We start from the raw sequence: 17,670 nt of genomic DNA, 5'->3' as shown, positions 1-17,670 counted from the left end.
CTAGTGCGGTTCCGGCCGCGATCGGGGCAGCGCGCTGAGACCTTCGACTTCCTGGGCTTTACCCACTATTGGGGAAAGTCACGTCGCGGACGCCTGATTATCAAGCGTAAGACGGCGAAGGACAGGTTTCGGCGAGGACTCAAGCGGATTGCTCTTTGGTGTCGCTGGAGCCGACACCTGCCGATCCGAGAGCAGCACAGGCTGCTAAGGCGGAAAGTACAGGGGCACTACGCCTACTACGGCATCAGGGGCAACATTCGATCCCTCCAGCTGTTTCTCTACCGAGTGCGGCTGGTGTGGGTGAAGTGGCTGAGACGCCGATCCCAACGAGCGTACTTCTCGTGGGCAAAAGCGGACCAGCTGTTTCAGCTGCTGCCCCTACCTGCTGCGCGGATCATGCAGCAGTGCTGAGCCTTCAGTGAAACTGGTGATTGAGGAGCCGAGTGCGCTAATCGTGCATGCTCGGATCTGTGGGGGGCCGGGTCGAGCAATCGCCCGGTCTACCCGACTGAATCGACGACACCTTTATGTTCGCCCCAGTGGTGTAGCAGAACCAGATACTATTTATATCTCTGCGATTCATAAGCTTTGGATCTAATTGCTTGCTGGAGACAACTTCACTTGTTGCCAGTGGTTCGGGATCATTCCACATTACGTCTCACTTCGTGCTCGCTTTCATTCAAATCCCGAGATCACCCGCCTGACAGGTTCTTGGGAGGCAGATACTGAGATCGAGTGCTGGATCATCGATAGTGAGTTCGAGCACGGTCATAGAGAAGAACCTGGCAATGGGCTGAGCATCTATGCAGAGTTTTAATTCGACAAGTGTCACTCTCATTGGCTCGTTTCCGTCGATTGAGAATATAGCAAGTCGAAGTGATGATCTTGCTTGACAGCCATAAAGTTTTCTCATATTATGATTTGGTGCCATACAATATGCTGGTAAATTATGATGCTGAGACCTAAACATGCGGCGATGTTGGAACAGCTTGAAACTCAAAGTCCCGAAAGTCTAAGAGGGGTTCAGCTGTGTTTTGAGCTACTTTCTGCTGCTGCTGCGATTGATGATGACTGTGGGAAGCGACTTGGCACATTTGGGCTATCAGAGGGGCGCTTAATCGTTCTGCTATTACTTAGGAAGCGATCTGAAGGTGTGATTCCCTCTGAGTTGGCACAGTTGGCTGGGGTAACTAGAGGGACAATTACAGGATTACTGGATGGACTGGAAAGTAATGGTTTGACTCATCGTACTCATGACAACGATGATCGTAGACGTATTTTCGTCCGATCTACGGAGAAAGGTAATAAGTTAGTTGAGAAGGTGTTTGTCGAACATGCTTCTTGGATTAGCAATTTACTGAGTGGATTGACAGAAGAAGAGCAGAGTGAATTTGAGCGCTTATTACAAAAAATTTGGAAAAATACAGATTCTGCACGTGGTGACGACATAGGATTGAAATAATATTTTAAGTATTATTAGGCCCGTGGTGGAGAGGGATTATTCTGCTTATTAATACAAGGGGACGAACATGTTGCATTTTGATGGTGGTCAAAGAGCGGTATCTCCAAAATTAACTATCAATACTGTAACTGATCGAATTAAGTCAAGAAAGTGGTCTCCAACTTCCTTGGTTCCAGCCTCATTATATCGTCGAGAGCTTGTTCATCGGCTCAAGGTTGATCAAAAGGAGCTTAGTGGTGTTCGGTTCAGGCTGGCCAGTTCATTAGATGAAAAGGAACAGGCTTTCCGTCTTGTACATACTTCTTATGTTGAGCGTGGTATTGCTACCCCTACGCGCTCAGGACTGACATTTTCTCCATTCCATATCTTGCCAGGAACTACGACTTTTATTGCAGAAAAAGAGGGAAGGATTATCGGCACCATTTCCTTAGTTGAGGACTCGCCTATCGGTCTTCCTATGGAGGGAGTGCATCCTGTGGAAGTAGCAGGATTACGTTACAACGGTAGACGCCTTGCTGAGGTAGGAACACTTGCGGTTGCATCGGATGTAAGGGGGCGCGGGATACCACTGATTCTTTATAACACACTGTTTCGATGGGCACGGCGGTACCGAATGATAGAGGATCTGGTTATCGCTGTTCATCCGAGAGTACGAACTTTCTATTGTAATGGACTTCTTTTTGAACGCTTAGGCCCTACCCGGAAATATAATGCATTAAATGGTGCTCTTTCGACCCCTCTCCATATTGATCTTACAAATGGACCAGCTCGTTATAGGGATGTATATGATCGTGGTGGTATGGAGATTACTATCGCCGGTCGGCGTACAAATCTTTATCGATTTTTTGTTGAGGATTTTATTGAGCAAGTCGAACTTCCACAAAATTCATATTTTCCATTTACTCTTTCATCCCCTCCAATTTGGTCGGAAGACGATGTGATTGCCTACTTTCTTTCCTGTCGGATTGAATTTGGTGAACTGCCTCGTCAGATAAAAAAAGCTATAGAAAATATATATCCTGGCCTTGTTAATAAAAGTCTAGAAACTAAGACTGCTAGTAAGCTGAGCCTTGTTGCCCTTGGTTAATTGGAGACATGGAATGTTGATGCCAGAACTAATTAAAACAGCGATCCGAGAAGTAACGGCGCGCAGCTCTTTAGAGCGTACCCCTGAACCTTGTCTGATTATGGACGGTAATGAGTCCGTTTCGGCCTATTCGCATGGTGGACGGCAGAGTGGTGCGCTTGCTGGGGCTTATCTGTATCACCTTGCACACATGTGTCAGCTAGTTCGCCCAAATGATGTCGTCCTGGATCTTGGGTGTGGACCAGGCAATTTGATAGGCCAATTAGCGGAGCTAAATCCGCGTGCCGAATTTATCGGTGTTGATCTTTCTAAGCCCATGCTTGATCAGGCAGCAAAGACACTGCGCGAGAGGAATATCTCTAATATTGAGTTACGTAGTGCTGATATGACAACACTGATTGATGTTGCTGACCAGAGTGTTGATGTGGTGGTGTCCTCAATGGCTTTTCATCACCTTCCTGATGAGGAGTCTCTAGATCGAACCTTTGCTCAGGTTTCACGGGTGCTGAAACCGGAAGGGGCGATTTACTTTAATGACTTTGGTCGGCTCCGTAATGCTGATTCTATTCGCTACTTCGTTAGTAGGGCTGCTGCTGGAGAGAGTCAGGAGCTTATTGATGACTATTTCCACTCCTTACACGCCGCGTTTTCCAAAGATAGCTTTGAGAGAGTGGTGAATCGTCATCTATATGGGCGAGGGCGTCTATACGCGACGTTCCTCAGCCCCTTCCAGATAGTCATAAAGAGTCCGGTACGGTCTGGGGTGATAGTAGCTAAGAAGGAGTTGAAACGTCGATTTCGTGCGCTCCCGAGAGCTCGCAAAGCGGATGTCCGACAATTGTCCCTGTTCCTAAGCCTCGGTGGTTTGCCCAATGCACTGTGATGGTCGTTCGCTATGTTGAACCGCATACCTATTGATGTGATAACCCTCGCTTTGCAATCTTGGCGTATTGCTCTTGGTCCGGAAGCTGTCATCGATGATAGGGCGGAATTACAGCGCTATACAAAAGATACTAGCGAGTTCTCCAGTTTACCCTTGGCAGTTTTGCTCCCAGTCACTACTGCCGAGGTGCAGGAGCTTGTTCGCATCGCTGCTATGTACAACGTACCGCTTCATCCGATTAGCACGGGGCGGAATTGGGGGTATGGATCGGCAAATGCTCCAGTTGACGGGTGTGTGATTGTCGATCTATCTCGGATGTGCCGGATTCGTTCATTTGATTCAGAGCTAGGGCTTGCAACCATCGAGCCAGGAGTAACGCAGGCTGAGCTACGCTCTTGGCTGGATGAACGTGATTTTCCGTTCATGGTGCCTACCACGGGGGCCGGCCCGGGGTGCAGTATTGTCGGCAATGCTTTGGAGAGAGGATATGGCATTACTCCTATAGCCGATCATTTTGCTGCGGTTGTGTCGGTCGAGGCTATTTTGCCTGATGGCACGGTTTACCGCTCCTCAATGTTGGAGGAAGGGGCTGCAAGCGGTTTTAAATGGGGTATTGGCCCATATGTTGATGGGCTTTTCTCTCAGGGCAACATTGGGATTGTCACTGAAATGACGGTGGTGTTGGCCCGACGGCCAGAATGCATCGAGGCTTTCTATTTCTGGATCGATTCAGATCAGCAACTTGAGTCGGCTGTCGAAGCGGTTCGGAAGATCCTACAGACATCGGGGGCTAATGTCGGTGGAATCAACTTGATGAGTGCTGCCCGCGTTATGGCTATGTCTCAGAGCTATCCGGTGGAACATGTGATTCCAGGGCAGCCATTATCTGATCAACTATTGGAGGCACTTGCCCGAAGAGCTGGCGCCGCTGCGTGGATGGGAATTGGGTCGGTCTACGGCTCACGACGACATGCTTCTGCTACCCGCTGGTTGGTGCGCAAGGCACTGGCTGGTACGGCAAGCCGTGTAATCTTCATGACATCTGCAAAAGCTGGATGGATGGCGGCATTATTTGGTCGTTTGCCATGGACCAAGACACAACGCATGGCTCGGACGCTCGATGTTATGAGACAAGGAATTTCCCTGTTAGAAGGAGTACCGAGCGAGGTGGCCCTACCACTGGCGTATTGGAAGGGAGGCAAGGCGCCTGAGACTGAGCTTCATCCTGCGCGTGATGGGTGCGGCCTGCTCTGGTATGCACCGATCGTTCCAATTCGCAGTATGACAGTGCGCCATTTTGTAGAGTTGGTACGAACTACTTGTGCAGAATATGGGTTCGAAGCACCTATTACACTTACGAGCATATCCGAAAGAAGTTTCGATTGTACTTTGCCTATCCTGTTTGACCGTGGCGATGAGGATGCTTGCCGGCGTGCAGATGAGTGCTGGCATGCTTTATTTAAAGCTGGTCGTAAAGAGGGTTTTGTACCTTACCGGCTTCACACTCGGTACGCCACATCAATATCGGATCCAGAAAAATCATGCTGGAGAGTTGTAGCACAGATTAAGGGGGCTCTAGACCCTCAGGGCCTGATTTCTCCTGGTCGTTGGCAAAGCATATCTGCCAGAGCTGATAAGGCTGCTCTTGAGCCTGTAAATGAGGGGCGTGATGGCTAATTTATTACCTGAAAGAAAAGCTGAGCTGGAAAGTGGTGTAGCACAAACGACAAATCTCGCCGAGTGCCTTGCTATTGATCAGGCTGTATTGATCCATTCGGTTCTTCCTGAGTTGGGTTTGGGTGATGAGTTGGCTCAGGTCCGCGAAGCACACCAAAGAGTGTCTGATAAAGGGATTAGTCATCAAATTTCTGCTATTGGGGTGGCTATTGGGGAAGTGTTACTGCGTTATCCAAAGACATACAACGAATCTACCCTGGATAAACTGACAAGGCACCCATCGGATACTGTGCGCTCGTGGGCAGCTTTTGCTGCAACGCGATCCAATCCTGACGCTTCTTTGTTCGACCGGCTCAATGCCGCACGCCCCTTTGCTGCAGACACGCACTTTGGTGTACGTGAGTGGGCATGGTTGGCTGTGCGCCCCTATATTGCGCAGAAGATTAGCGATGCTATTGAGTTGCTAGTCACATGGACAGACTCAGAAGATCCTAACATACGGCGTTTTGCCGTCGAAAGTACTCGGCCTCGCGGAGTGTGGTGTGAACACATTATGCAACTCAAGACGAATCCAATAATCGCTGAGCCGTTGCTAGAACCACTCAAAGAGGACGTATCCCGTTATGTCCAAGACTCCGTTGCCAATTGGCTCAATGACGCAAGTAAGACATCACCGAAGTGGGTGATTCAGCTTTGTGATAAGTGGAGCGGTAGTGGCAACGCTACTACAGAACGAATCATTAATAAGGCTATGCGGAGTATTCGGAAAGATAGCCAGACAACTCAAAAACCAAAGAAAAGTAGTAACTAACCAATGTAAGGAGATCTTTATGTCGCTTTTATCGGAAATCGATGCTTTTAAAAAATCTCTGGGTGAACAAGTCCCGGCAGATGTGCTTTACGCTATGGGGAATGCGGCGCAGAAATTGGCAGAGTCGGGTATTGCGGAGAAGGCTCTCAAGGTCAACGAACAGGCTCCTTCTTTTGAATTGCCGGATGCAACAGGCAACAAGGTCAGCCTGGATGAGCTTTTGAAAGATGGCCCTGTTGTCCTCAGTTTTTATCGTGGACTCTGGTGTCCGTTCTGCAATTTGACGTTAGCGGCACTGCAGCGTGAATTGCCGAAAATCCAGCAGGCAGGTGCGGCACTTGTCGCCATATCACCACAGACTCCTGAAGCAACGGAGGCCACAGTCGACCAACTAAAAACTACCTTCCCTGTGCTCAGTGACTCTGGGAACACGGTGGCGCGTGCCTATGGCTTAGTATTTACGCTTTCTGATGAAATGCGGCCGATCTATTCGGCACTAGGAGCTGATCTTCCTAAGGTAAATGGTGATGAGAGTTACGAGCTGCCGTTAGCTGCGACGTTCATTATCAATCGAGATAAGAAGGTTTCCTATGCGTTTGTCGATAGCGACTATACGCGCAGAATTGAGCCATCTGACATTGTTGATATCCTTCAGTCACTCTGACTATTCGTCAGTTGGGATGGGATAACAAGACATAATCTCCATAAAACACATGGATTTGTGCAGATGAAGAAAATCGCAATCATCGGGGCTGGTGTCGCAGGTAACTTAGCTGCTATGTACTTTTATAAGCGGCTGCCGGATGTAGAAGTAGTGGTAATTGGCAGGCATGATCGCCAACGCCCATTGGTAGGAGAGTCTACTGTTGAGTTGACGACACACTTTCTCAAAGGGCTTGGGCTGTCCCAGCTCCTCGAAGAGCGTCATTATCATAAGTATGGACTCAGCTATTATTTCAAATTGTCTCCTGAGCCAGATTGCCGAAAATATGTCATTCATGAGGCTCCTGGTGTCATTCGTATGCCTGCATTCAACCTGAATAGGTGGACGTTTGATCGGGACATTCGGCAGATCAATGAAACATTAGGCATAACCTTTGTGGATGGCGATGTTGTCGACACTGAGCTCAATGTCGGTGTTCAACATCTGCATCGTGTTGGAGTTAAGCATCGGAATGGTGATGCGTCATTTATTGATGTGGATTGGGTGGTGGATGCTTCGGGTCGTAGCCGCTTTCTTGCCCGGAAATTCAATCTGAAGAAGCCTCCATCTTATCAGCGCAGCTCTTTCTGGTTTCGTCTGAAAAATTTTGATCGAACTAAACTTGCCAATATAAAAGCGCATCGCGTCGAGCACCACTGCTACGACCCTTATTATGTTACACACCATTTCTATGGCAGAGGCTATTGGATATGGGTTATTCCTATGCGCTCTGAAACTGGTGAAGACTTGGTCAGTATCGGCATCACCTATCGGCCGGAAATGCACAATCAGGATTTTAAGAGCGTCGAGGATTTTCTGGCCCATATGGAGAAAGAGCATCCGCTGCTCTGTGACCTTGTCCATTCTGGTGATGTGCATGACATTAATGCCTATCGGAACTATATGTATGAGTCGAAACAGTATTATTCGACGGATGGCTGGTTCCTGATCGGTGATGCTGCATTTACGTTTGATCCGGCGAACAGTGCTGGCCTAGCTTACCTTGCACAGCAGATACCTCACGTTGCGGCAATGATTCGCAAAGATATCGATGGTTTGCTGCACCAATCCTATATTGATTGCCTACATGCCCACATCCAGGCACAACTAGCATTACAGGATACGTGGAGCAAGTGGTACGAAATCATGCACGATCCTCTGCGGATGTCCTGGACGCTGCTTTTCGCTAATATGGCGTATTTTCACATTTTGTTGCCAACTTATGTTAATGGAGGTTTTCTGGATGGGAACCAGGCTCGTCAATTGGCTGAGCTGTTGCCTCGCTTTAGCCCTGAAGACCAGCCTCCGCCTTATCCTTTCCCCTGCCTTTTAGATGCAGTCGCTGAGTCCAACCCTCATTTAGGGCCAGAATTGCTGCCGAATCTGTATTCGCAATCTATCAATTTCGATTTGTACCGTGCCGATGAGAAGGCGCGGCCAGGCTATGCCGCCCGCTATTTTTGGCTACTTGTGGTATTACGTCTGAAATTGATGGGATATGTAGCCTGGAGGCCTTCGGTTAAGCACGCCAAACTAGCTACGCGTCATCTCTGTGGAGCACTCAAGGACACGATGCGGTCATTGGTGCTGAGAATACGTCCATCCCTGTTTTACAAATATGGGCAGTCATCACCTGTTCTGGCTTCGCCCTTCGAGCCAAATGGTGGTTTTCTCCGCCTTCCTGAATATGAGCGGGCCAAGTGCCCGCCACTAGATAATATGCAAGGTGGTGGAGTACCTCGGATGGTTGAATTTACGGGGGTAACTTCGAACGCCAAGCAAAGTGATGCGACCACGGCTGAGTGAGGGCTTTATGGAAACAGGGAAGATTTTCAGCCCATTGGTAGCATGCTCAAACTCGGCACCGGTTGATGACTTTCTTACACTGGGAGCTGCTCAGCTAGCTTTGCTTATTAGGCAACGGGAGGTATCTCCGGTAGAAGTAGTGCATGCGCATATTGATCATGCGAGTCGCATAAATGCCAAGGTCAATGCCATTGTATTAGAGCGCTTTCAGGAGGGTATCAGAGAGGCGCAGGAAGCAGAGAAGAAAATCTGTAGACGGGAACCGGTGGGAGCGTTATTCGGTATCCCTTGTACGGTTAAAGAAGGGCTTGGGCTTCAAGGGTGGCCACATACGTCCGGCTCCAGACTGCGCCAGGGGCAACGAGCTGAAAGCGACGCCACAGTCGTAGCGAGGATTCGTAACGCTGGTGCAATCGTTATTGGATTAACAAATCAGTCCGAGATGGCCCTCTGGCCTGAGTCTAAAAATTTAGTCTATGGGCGGACTGAAAACCCGTGGCGCAATGGTCATACTGCTGGTGGAAGCAGTGGCGGAGAAGCGGCAATTGTCGCGTCAGGTGGCTCAGTCTTTGGGCTGGGAACTGATGGTGGTGGGTCAATACGAATTCCTGCTGCATATTGTGGCGTTTTCGGTCATAAACCATCCAGCCGAATAGTGCCATTGAGTGGTCATGTTCCACTTGATGCGAAGTTCGTCAGCACTCCGGGCGCACAGGAACAAGCGCGATATTTTGCACCTGGACCCATTGCCCGCAGTGCGGAAGATCTGATGCTAATTCTGCGAGCTATATCAGGGCCGGATGGTATCGACACCAACATCGAACCTTGTAAGTTGCAGGAGTCTTCGATTTCGTTACTCAAGGGAAGGCGAGTACTAGTTTGTGATGCACCATCATTAAGAGGGGGGCGAGTTGTCACCCCAGCTGTCAGTTCAGCTGTGCTCAAAGCTGCATGCGCGCTCGAAGCATTGGGAGCAATAGTTATCCCCTGGAACGATAAGTTGTTGGCCGGAGCTTTTGATATCTGGGCTAGCACTATCGCTGCTGCTGAAGGCCCAAGCATGCAGGAAATGGTTGGGCTGGATAGGCCTCTCGCACTGATGCGGGAAATGTTCTATCGATTAGCCGGGCGGCCTAATCACACGCTAGCTGCAGCACTTACCTGTCTGTCTGAAAAGTGGATGTCGCCGAACCAAACCCAATTATCTGCTAAGAAACTGCTCGGCTCGATGTTACGTATGCATCTTGAAACAGCTCTTGAAGGCGACGCCATCCTTTTGTTGCCTCCTGTCCCACGGGCGGCTCCCCGTCATGGACATGCTTTCCTCCGTCCTTTTGATATTGGTTTATCCGCTTTATTTAACGCACTGGAAATGCCCGCTACAGTTGCGCCTATTGGGCGGGATGATAACGGATTTCCTCTATCGGTACAGATTGTTGGACTACATGGTCGGGATCACCTAACGATTGCTGCTGCTCTTGGAATTGAGCAAGTTCTTGGTGGTTGGCGAATATCTCCAGTTTAATCAAGTTAGCGCATTACTAGCCATACATGTGAAACTTACTTTAAGGGGGCAGCTGATGAGTGTGTCAAGCAATATAATGGAAGTGACAGATACATCTACGGTAATAGTAGAACAAGTACACTCGGCAGTAGGTGCCTCGGCGGAACATATTGCTTTGCAGCTGCTTTATCAACTCATCGTTATTTTGATTGTTACTCGTGTTGTAGTTTGCGTATTCCGGCGAACGTGACCGGTCATTCCGGTGATCGTGACCGATTTGCACACGGCCTTCACGCTGGAGAGAGTTTTGTACGCTGAGCGGTCACGATGGGTCAACCGATTCCGTTTTTTGTGCGTTGGTTTTTCTCAGTGATTCCCCTTTCAGATTGAGTCGGTGAGCGCCGTGCAGGAGCCGATCCATGATGGCGTCTGCCAGCGTGGCGGAGCCGATGTAGTCATGCCAGTGCTCCGTGGGTAACTGGCTGGCGATGAGGGTGGAGCCCCGCACGTGTCGGTCTTCGATTACTTCCATCAGGTCCTGCCGCTGCTGCGCCGTGATCTTCTGCATGCCCCAGTCATCCAGGATCAGCAGGTTGGTCTTCAGCAACTGGTTCATCAGCCGACCGTAGCTACCATCACCGTGCGCGATGCGCACCTGCTCGAACAGGCGCGGCACTCGCAGGTAGCGCACCGAGAGGCCTTGCCGGCAGGCCTGATTGCCCAGGGCACAGGCCAGCCAGGTCTTGCCGCAACCGGTAGGCCCGGTGATGCACAGGTTCAGGGACTGGCGGATCCAGTCGCTGCTCGCCAGGGCCGCCATACGCGAGCGTTCCAGTCCCCGGGGATGACGGTAATCGATGTCTTCGATGCACGCCGGCACGCGCAGGCGGGCGGCCTTGAGCAGCCGGTCCAGCCGACGGTTTTCCCGGTGCAGCACCTCCCGATCCACTAACAGGGCAAGGCGTTCCTCGAACGCCAGGTCGTGGGTTTCCGGTTGGGCGCGTTGTTGTTCCAGGGCATCGCCCATGCCCGTCAGCTTGAGGTGGCGCAAGGTATCGAGGGTGTTGTGCGTTAGCATACGTTTCTCCGGGATCAGTGGTAGTAGTGGGGGCCGCGAACGTTGGTGTGAACCGGCAGCTCGGTCAGTTCCGGTGGCTCCTCGACCAACGGCAGCGGTAACTGATCCAGCCCCTGCTTCAGGATCGAGGTGATGCTCTGGTAACTGGCGGAGTGGATGGCCAGCGCCCGGGCACAGGCCTGCTCCAGGCGATCACGACTGTAGCGCCGACTAAGGTTCAGAAGTCCCAGGCAGGCGCGGTAACCATGTTCCGGATGAGGCCGATCCTTGAGCTGCTTCTGCACCACGCCCAGCGTGCCGGGGCCGATGTCATTGGCCCAGTTCAGGAACCGTCCCGGTGACCAGTTCTGATGGGCCTGGTGCGATTTAGGCATGTGTTCAGTCAGGGTGGCGAAGCGGCCCTTACCATGACGAGGATGTAGCGCCACTCGCTGCCCTTTGTGCATGACCTCCACGGAGGTGTCGGTCACCCGAACGTCCAGCTTCACCCCCACCAGGGCGTGGGGCACGCTGTATAGCCGCTTCTCGATCTCGATGTGATAGTCGATACCCGGCCGTGCCTTACGCCACTCGGCGTAGGTGTAGGGCGTGGCGGGGAGTGGTCGTAGTGCCGGTCGGTCGAGGGCATCGAACAGGCTTTGACGACTCTCTGTCCGTCCTTGGAACGGGCGCTGGTTCAGCGCTGGTAACAACGCGGCGATGGCGGCGTTCAACTCGGCCAGAGAGAAGAACGTCTGGTGCCGTAACCGGGCCAGGATCCAGCGCTCGACCAACAGCACGGCGGCTTCAGCCTTTGCCTTGTCCTTGGGCTTGTAGGGACGCGCGGGCAGCACCGCCGTCTGATAGTGAGCAGCCAGTTCAGCGTAAGTCTCGTTGATCTTCGGGGTGTAACGGTCCGCCTTGGTGACCGCTGCCTTGAGGTTGTCCGGAACCAGCAGTGCCGGCACCCCGCCGAAGAACGTCAGCATCCGTTGGTGGGAGGCGATCCAGTCCGGCAGGCTCTGGCTCCCGGTGGCCTCGGCGAAGGTGTAGCTGGAGGCGCCAAGCACGGCGACAAAGACCTGGGCCTGACGCATCTCTCCGGTGCTCCGGTCCACCACCGGCACGGTCGGTCCGCAGTAATCGATAAAGACCTTCTCGCCGGCCCGGTGAACCTGGCGCATGCTGCGCCGTTGCCGCCCCCGCCAGAGCCGGTAGTGGTGGCAGAATTGGCTGTAGCGGTAGGCCTTGTCGCCGTGGCGTTCCGTGTACTCGGCCCAGAGCAGTTGCAGGGTAACGCCCTTGGTCTTGAGTTCCTGATGAACCTGGAAGTAATCCGGCTCAGCAAAGCGTGAGGGCGGTGCCTTGACGGGGAACAGCCGTGCTTCCAGCCAGGCCTCATCAGCATCCTCGGGCAACGGCCAAGTGATGCCCTTCGCCTGGGCCTGGCTGACGTACTTGCCGACCACGCCTTTGGAGAGACCACAGGCGCGGGCAATGCGGTCGTGGCTCAGGCCTACTTCGTGCTTGAGGCGCAAGACCTCGATGATCTGTCGCATGGAAATCCTCGCAGCCGGCATCCGCACTTCCTCGTGATGAAAAAGAAGGGTATGCCGAATAAAGTTAAAGAATTCCAGCGTGTTGGATGTGATTCCGGGGGAACGTGACCGATGATTCCGGCAACGTGACCGGCGATTCCGGCAACGTGACCGGCGATTCCGGAAAACTGCCCAAAATCGGTCACGATAAAACGGAATGCGCGGTCACCATCATCCAGAACAGACGGTCACGTTCAAACGGAATGGGCGGTCACGATAGGGCGGAATACGCAGTAGTTTGGATTAGTCGAAAGTTCCTTGGGCAAACAGCAGCAGCTGGCGAAATTCTGGCAGGGTTGATTTTGGGGCCAAGCTTATTGGGATATTTTTTTCCTGAGTTGATGCAGTGGATCTTTGTTCCTGAAACATCAACAATATTTGTTGGTATCGCACAAGTTGGTCTTGTATTGCTCATGTTTCAAATTGGACTTGAATTTGAATTTAAGTCAAAACTAAGTAATGGGCGTAGCACGGTAGCTGTAGTAAGCCTCGTTGGAATTGTTGTACCTTTTACGTTGGGCTTTTTGGCAGCTCCTTGGTTGTGGGAGACAATTGCTGAGCCACGGCCAAACTTGCTTGCTTTCCAATTATTTTTTGCTGTTGCTCTTTCGATTACGGCAATACCGATTTTGGGCCGTATTTTTATGGAGTTAGGCCTGTCACATACACGAACTGCCGCATTAGCAATAGGTTCAGCGGCATTCGATGATATCATTGGTTGGATATTGCTCGGTGTTATATCCACTATCGTTATGTCTAACTTCCAGCCAGTTCAATTTATTTTTAATATGTTAGGTGTGTTGATGTATATGGGCTTTGTGTTTTTTATAGCCCGACCATTGCTAAAACGTTGGCTGTCTCATGAGGTTCAGATGGTCGGTGGTTTGCGCACTAGCACAGTCGCCTACATATTGATCATTCTTTTTGTATCGGCCTCAATCACTAGTAATCTTGGAATATTTGCTATTATCGGTGGATTTGTTATTGGTGCTGCTCTACACGATAACAGAGAGTTTGTGGCGCAGTGGAAGGAGAGGGTAAGTAGTTTTGTCTATGTGTTCTTCCTGCCAGTATTTTTTGCCTACACTGGGTTACGTACAGATATTGGAACATTGGAAACACCCCGCGAGTGGATCATATGTGCTCTCATCTGCATGCTAGCTTTTATTAGTAAATTTGGCGGTTCTTATATTGCCAGTCGGCTTATGGGGGAAAGTCGGCGAAATGCTGCTGCTATCGGCGTATCAATGAATACTAGAGCGCTAATGGAACTGATTGTCTTGAATATTGCATATGATCTTGGGATTCTTCCGAAACAGATTTTTACTATGCTTGTAATCATGGCAATCGCTAGTACGTTTATTGCCACTCCTCTTATTCGGTGGTTGATGAGTGATCAACGCCGTATGCCTGAAGCTTCAACTAAACCGCAGATTGTAGCGGAGACCCTGAAAAATAGCTGATTTTGGTCCATTATCGAAAGCAGTCAACAACGGGAAAGGTTTATACGGTCCATTTCCTTGGAGGTCATCTATGATGGCCTCGCTGTTATGACAAACAGTCAAGTAAAACGTAATCTTTTCAGTACCATTCAAAAGTAGCGTGATTTCGAGTGTCCCGAGATAGAATCGTGAGTGACATCAATCTTGGCGCCCTGGGCAGGTCACGTCATGCCTTGAGACAGCTCCTCCTCTCTTTCCTCATCTGGCTCGATAAGCTCGTGCATGTCTCCTTTCCTGCCCAACTCCCCTGGATGGGGTTAATTCACTATTTTCAATGAAGTTAATACCAGAAAAAACATCCAAACCATTCCTGCTTCCGCAATCATAAATATCACCACTCCACTGGCTAAATATATTTTATGTTTAGAGAGCTGGCGTAAGAATTCTGGAAACAGTTTGAGGCTCTGAAGGCCAGATGAATGATAATAAGGCAATAGCTCTTGAGGTGTGGGGTTGGGGAGTAATGACCTAGAAAAATCCCTAACACATGAATACATGCCGTAGATGGCCAAGGCTATAAAAGGAACTACCAGAGCTTTTGGTACCCAGCTTATTGGAAGAATCATCATTTTGATAAGTATACTCGTTACACCTGCTGTGCATGTGGAGCGGGCAAAGAAGGTATGCAAGGCTTGATCAAAGTTGTGAGTCAAGACTAGTCTCCAAAAAAATGAGTAATCAAGAAACCCTACCCGATCTATTTAACATTCTCTACTGCTCCTCTGAGCGCTTCCCGGTACACCTGAACGCTAACATTGCCGTGGAAGCCAGACCATGCCTATCTCATCTCGGCCACGCGCCGTTCTCGTTGCCTGCAGCGTCGTCAGTGCCCTGACGTGGGGGAGTGTGGCATTCGCCGGTGTCGAGGTCTTTACCGTCGCAGGCGAACCCATCGTCAACGCGCCTGAGTCAGCTGTTGTGATTGAACTGGATGCACCAGCCAGGCTCGACGGCCTGATCTCGCAAGACCTGCCAGCGGATTCTGAACATGCCGAGCAGGTACTCAGATCTCGCATGAGCGGCCCTGAGTGGCAGGCCACCCTGAAACGCTATGGCGAAACCTATACCGGCGTTGCGCGTGCCTGGATGCTCGGTATTGAGAAGGTTCCCGCTGTTGTCCTTGATGGGCGCTATGTCGTGTACGGAGAACCAGATGTTCGTGTCGCCCTTGAGGAAATTGCACGGGCCAAGGGAACAAACAGCCGAGACGAGGATGACAACCCATGACGCGGACGCTCTTCAATCTGCCTATGGCATTGGCCGTCGCCCTGATCATCGGTATGGCCAGCATGACGGCAGCACCTCAAGCACGTGCGCTCACTACCCCCGAGATCATTGCATCGTCGATGAGCACACAATGCCTCGACTACCAGGTCATTGGCATCTGCGCTTGGCTCTATTGTTCGGCCTTTAGCGGCTGTAGGGTACGTACGTCGATTCGGGTGAAGCACTACATTCCTGAGTTGGTGGTGTCGTCCTATGAGAACACCGGTGACAACCCCTGGAGCGAAGTGGCGATGTTGTCACCGACCTCCAATAGGTAACGCAACGGGCGGTGGCCGTGCGACGGAGGAAGCCTCCAGCCGGCATTCCAACACACGGTTCAAGAATACCGATGCGATTGGCCACCCTGGGGGGGCGGTTTTTTATCAGATGCTCAGTTCTTTCGGATATTCCTGCAATAGCGATGTACAACCCTATTCCCCGTACTTCCTATCGACACTAGATGCGTTGGCCTGGCGATCATCCCTCCCTGAGATGGCCTACCCAGAGGCCTTGACACCGGGTGTGCGCGAGATGGGGTCCGTGGGGGATCTATGGAGCCCAATTTATCCGCGTAGTGGATTCGTCTCGCAACCGCACGACTACAAGGTTGCTGCCACCACTGCTCAGCGTGCGGCGGATGTCGTAACACGTAATGGACAGCCTCACGTCTACAGACCACTGGCTCCAAGCGACAACCCGTCCGCTGGTAAGTGGGCTCCTGACCCCGTTATGGAAGGAAATCCCAATACTCACAAGTGGCAGCGCCTAGAACCCAACATGAGCATGTCCTGTTCGGTATTTCCGGATGGGGGAGAAAATCACCAGCTTCGGGATCCAGGGGATTACGCCTGGGCGCTGTGGAGACCCTATCGCTGCTGTGCTAGGCGAGGCCAAGAACTGCTCTTCTTTACCGGGGGATAAGCCATGAACCGAAAATTGTACCGATCCAGCCTACAAGTACTGACCCTCTCCGTTGCCCTGGCCGCACCTCTGATGGTACAGGCGCAGTCGGCGGCGGATAGATTCTATTACGACATTGGGGGGGCATCACCTTTAGGCGCATCTGCTGGGCTGGGTCACGGCCCACGGCTGACCGGGTTAGGTGTCAGTTGGAACGTCAATGCCACCTGCGGCAACTTTGACCTGGGCACGACGGTGAGTAACCAGCTCAATGGCTTAACCAATGGCTTTCAGAACATGATGGGCAGTGTGGTGCAGAACGCCACCGGCGCGGTCGCCAGCTTGCCTGCCATGATCATCCAGCGCTCCAACCCCGCGCTTTACGATCTTTTGACTAACGGTGTGCTTCAGGGGCGGCTCGACTTCGATAAGTCGAAGCTCTCCTGTCAGCGCATGTCAGAAGTCCTGGCCGATGCGACGATTGGTGGGCAGATGCAACAGAGTGCTATGGCGGAGAATTGGCAGAATATTGCGGCCTCTAACACGGATGCGGTTGCCGCGCAGGAAGCCGCCGAGGCAGAGGCCGGCAACGCTGGGCGTACCTGGGTCGGTGGCCAGAAACGTGGAGGCAGCGGTCAGGAGCCTATGCGCGTTGTCGAGGACACAGCGAAAGCCGGTTACAACCTGCTCCATGGACGCACCAATACGACATCGAATGAGTCAGTATGCGACGTCAACTACTTTGGGTGCGCCAGGCAAAGCCTGGTCATCCGGGAAACCGAGGAGGTGGAAAGGATGAATTGAAACCCAGTGGGTGCAAGTCCCACCCGGTCAAGGTTAGCCACCAGCCGGTAGCGAGTCTTGCGTGGCGTCGGGTAACCGCCGCTGCGAAGCGTAGACAGCGAGTGGATAGGCCGTGTGATTGAGCCTCGAAATGTTGATCTTCGTGGTCGCCGACAGTCTCCAAAAACTGGAAGGCAACACAATCCTGCTTCATGGCTTGGCAGGGGAGGGCCGCCGGGGTCGAAGAGCAGGGCATGTCCACACAGGGGTTTCCCAGGAGCCTGGGAGGCCCGCCTTTCTCCCCCGAGAGGTAATGAATCAGGCTCGGGGCTGCCTGTCTCGAAAGCTCCCGGTCCGGTGCTGTGGTGCCTGACGGTACCGGAAGCAAACAGCAGGCACTTAGGGGGTACGGCCAGGCGACCATAAGGAGCCAGCCGGAGGGAAGGGCGGGAGTCGGAGTCGCTCATAGTACCGAAGAAGACGGGGAACCAACTCGACGGGACCCGTTGGAGGGAAGGGGCGACCAATCATCAGAACTGCACGAGGGCAACATGACAGGTGCACAGGAACCTGAGGCCATGTCCACGAAACAAGTGCGGATAGCAGCGCTGGCAGAGCGCTTCCCGCAGCG

Annotated in this window: 16 protein-coding genes and 1 pseudogene; 14 read left to right on the top strand and 3 right to left on the bottom strand. The window is 51.9% G+C overall.

All coding sequences use genetic code 11. The features are described from left to right. The 9 genes and pseudogenes from HSS18214_RS19470 to HSS18214_RS18600 all read left to right on the top strand — a co-directional run. Positions 1-411: pseudogene (locus HSS18214_RS19470) on the top strand (hypothetical protein); the annotation flags it as partial. 541 nt (positions 412-952) lie between these two features. Next, the gene (locus tag HSS18214_RS18620) at positions 953-1,462 is read left to right on the top strand and encodes a MarR family winged helix-turn-helix transcriptional regulator (protein WP_083844164.1); all 510 of its coding nucleotides are present in this window, start codon (positions 953-955) and stop codon (positions 1,460-1,462) included. A 67-nt stretch (positions 1,463-1,529) separates the two neighbouring features. Continuing rightward, positions 1,530-2,549, top strand: a complete 1,020-nt coding sequence (locus HSS18214_RS18615) for a GNAT family N-acetyltransferase (protein ID WP_083844163.1) — start codon at positions 1,530-1,532, stop codon at positions 2,547-2,549. 19 nt (positions 2,550-2,568) lie between these two features. After that, complete coding sequence (locus HSS18214_RS0105465) at positions 2,569-3,432, top strand: class I SAM-dependent methyltransferase (protein ID WP_202801278.1); 864 nt, start codon at positions 2,569-2,571, stop codon at positions 3,430-3,432. A gap of 12 nt (positions 3,433-3,444) precedes the next feature. After that, positions 3,445-5,109 (top strand): FAD-binding oxidoreductase, encoded by a 1,665-nt coding sequence (locus tag HSS18214_RS18610; RefSeq protein ID WP_083844162.1) that lies wholly within the window; start codon positions 3,445-3,447, stop codon positions 5,107-5,109. Further along, positions 5,102-5,920, top strand: a complete 819-nt coding sequence (locus HSS18214_RS18605) for a DNA alkylation repair protein (RefSeq protein ID WP_202801277.1) — start codon at positions 5,102-5,104, stop codon at positions 5,918-5,920. The genes HSS18214_RS18610 and HSS18214_RS18605 overlap by 8 nt, the downstream gene beginning before the upstream one ends. A gap of 19 nt (positions 5,921-5,939) precedes the next feature. Further along, the gene (locus HSS18214_RS0105450; protein ID WP_016914295.1) at positions 5,940-6,584 is read left to right on the top strand and encodes a peroxiredoxin-like family protein; all 645 of its coding nucleotides are present in this window, start codon (positions 5,940-5,942) and stop codon (positions 6,582-6,584) included. Positions 6,585-6,647: 63 nt separating this feature from the next. After that, entirely contained in the window at positions 6,648-8,429 is a 1,782-nt protein-coding gene (locus HSS18214_RS17875) for an NAD(P)/FAD-dependent oxidoreductase (RefSeq protein WP_083844160.1), read from the top strand. Between the two features lie 7 nt (positions 8,430-8,436). After that, positions 8,437-9,954: an amidase gene (locus HSS18214_RS18600; RefSeq protein WP_162129518.1), complete on the top strand. Its 1,518-nt coding sequence runs from the start codon at positions 8,437-8,439 to the stop codon at positions 9,952-9,954. A 301-nt stretch (positions 9,955-10,255) separates the two neighbouring features. Here the strand turns inward: HSS18214_RS18600 and istB are convergent, their stop codons facing one another. Together istB and istA are read right to left on the bottom strand one after the other, a co-directional pair. Continuing rightward, positions 10,256-11,011 carry an IS21-like element helper ATPase IstB gene (gene istB, locus HSS18214_RS0105425; protein WP_016914289.1) on the bottom strand — a complete coding sequence of 252 codons (756 nt, stop codon included), beginning with the start codon at positions 11,009-11,011 and terminating at the stop codon, positions 10,256-10,258. A gap of 14 nt (positions 11,012-11,025) precedes the next feature. After that, positions 11,026-12,570 carry an IS21 family transposase gene (gene istA / locus HSS18214_RS0105420; protein WP_026001746.1) on the bottom strand — a complete coding sequence of 515 codons (1,545 nt, stop codon included), beginning with the start codon at positions 12,568-12,570 and terminating at the stop codon, positions 11,026-11,028. Positions 12,571-12,653: 83 nt separating this feature from the next. Between istA and HSS18214_RS0105415 the strand changes: the two genes are divergently transcribed. Further along, positions 12,654-14,051, top strand: coding sequence for a cation:proton antiporter (locus HSS18214_RS0105415; protein WP_016914287.1), 1,398 nt, complete (start codon positions 12,654-12,656; stop codon positions 14,049-14,051). Positions 14,052-14,347: 296 nt separating this feature from the next. Here the strand turns inward: HSS18214_RS0105415 and HSS18214_RS19025 are convergent, their stop codons facing one another. Continuing rightward, positions 14,348-14,743 (bottom strand): hypothetical protein, encoded by a 396-nt coding sequence (locus tag HSS18214_RS19025; protein ID WP_156808476.1) that lies wholly within the window; start codon positions 14,741-14,743, stop codon positions 14,348-14,350. A gap of 121 nt (positions 14,744-14,864) precedes the next feature. On the opposite strand from HSS18214_RS19025, the gene HSS18214_RS0105410 reads away from it, so the two are divergent. From HSS18214_RS0105410 to HSS18214_RS17865, 4 genes are read left to right on the top strand one after another with little or no spacing between them, the layout of a single operon-like run. Continuing rightward, entirely contained in the window at positions 14,865-15,317 is a 453-nt protein-coding gene (locus HSS18214_RS0105410; RefSeq protein WP_016914286.1) for a TIGR03757 family integrating conjugative element protein, read from the top strand. Beyond that, positions 15,314-15,634: a TraU family protein gene (locus tag HSS18214_RS19810; RefSeq protein ID WP_016914285.1), complete on the top strand. Its 321-nt coding sequence runs from the start codon at positions 15,314-15,316 to the stop codon at positions 15,632-15,634. The genes HSS18214_RS0105410 and HSS18214_RS19810 overlap by 4 nt, the downstream gene beginning before the upstream one ends. Next, positions 15,570-16,277 carry a TIGR03756 family integrating conjugative element protein gene (locus tag HSS18214_RS17870; protein WP_443089278.1) on the top strand — a complete coding sequence of 236 codons (708 nt, stop codon included), beginning with the start codon at positions 15,570-15,572 and terminating at the stop codon, positions 16,275-16,277. The genes HSS18214_RS19810 and HSS18214_RS17870 overlap by 65 nt, the downstream gene beginning before the upstream one ends. Positions 16,278-16,280: 3 nt before the next feature. Beyond that, positions 16,281-17,060 (top strand): hypothetical protein, encoded by a 780-nt coding sequence (locus tag HSS18214_RS17865; RefSeq protein ID WP_016914284.1) that lies wholly within the window; start codon positions 16,281-16,283, stop codon positions 17,058-17,060. The last annotated feature ends 610 nt before the right edge of the window (positions 17,061-17,670 follow it).

Origin of the sequence: Vreelandella stevensii S18214 (assembly GCF_000275725.1) — a bacterium.
In the GTDB taxonomy this organism is placed as follows: Bacteria; Pseudomonadota; Gammaproteobacteria; order Pseudomonadales; family Halomonadaceae; genus Vreelandella; species Vreelandella stevensii.
The sequence above is the reverse complement of the archived record's forward strand: the minus strand, read 5'-3'. Positions and strand labels throughout refer to the sequence as shown.

Excerpts from the sequence above, each read along its gene's own strand:
- HSS18214_RS18620 (WP_083844164.1), top strand. The coding sequence starts at position 953 with ATGCTGAGACCTAAACATGCGGCGATGTTGGAACAGCTTGAAACTCAA.
- HSS18214_RS18615 (WP_083844163.1), top strand. The coding sequence starts at position 1,530 with ATGTTGCATTTTGATGGTGGTCAAAGAGCGGTATCTCCAAAATTAACT.
- HSS18214_RS0105465 (WP_202801278.1), top strand. The coding sequence starts at position 2,569 with ATGCCAGAACTAATTAAAACAGCGATCCGAGAAGTAACGGCGCGCAGC.
- HSS18214_RS18610 (WP_083844162.1), top strand. The coding sequence starts at position 3,445 with ATGTTGAACCGCATACCTATTGATGTGATAACCCTCGCTTTGCAATCT.
- HSS18214_RS18605 (WP_202801277.1), top strand. The coding sequence starts at position 5,102 with ATGGCTAATTTATTACCTGAAAGAAAAGCTGAGCTGGAAAGTGGTGTA.
- HSS18214_RS0105450 (WP_016914295.1), top strand. The coding sequence starts at position 5,940 with ATGTCGCTTTTATCGGAAATCGATGCTTTTAAAAAATCTCTGGGTGAA.
- HSS18214_RS17875 (WP_083844160.1), top strand. The coding sequence starts at position 6,648 with ATGAAGAAAATCGCAATCATCGGGGCTGGTGTCGCAGGTAACTTAGCT.
- HSS18214_RS18600 (WP_162129518.1), top strand. The coding sequence starts at position 8,437 with ATGGAAACAGGGAAGATTTTCAGCCCATTGGTAGCATGCTCAAACTCG.
- istB (WP_016914289.1), bottom strand. The coding sequence starts at position 11,011 with ATGCTAACGCACAACACCCTCGATACCTTGCGCCACCTCAAGCTGACG.
- istA (WP_026001746.1), bottom strand. The coding sequence starts at position 12,570 with ATGCCGGCTGCGAGGATTTCCATGCGACAGATCATCGAGGTCTTGCGC.
- HSS18214_RS0105410 (WP_016914286.1), top strand. The coding sequence starts at position 14,865 with ATGCCTATCTCATCTCGGCCACGCGCCGTTCTCGTTGCCTGCAGCGTC.
- HSS18214_RS19810 (WP_016914285.1), top strand. The coding sequence starts at position 15,314 with ATGACGCGGACGCTCTTCAATCTGCCTATGGCATTGGCCGTCGCCCTG.
- HSS18214_RS17870 (WP_443089278.1), top strand. The coding sequence starts at position 15,570 with ATGAGAACACCGGTGACAACCCCTGGAGCGAAGTGGCGATGTTGTCAC.
- HSS18214_RS17865 (WP_016914284.1), top strand. The coding sequence starts at position 16,281 with ATGAACCGAAAATTGTACCGATCCAGCCTACAAGTACTGACCCTCTCC.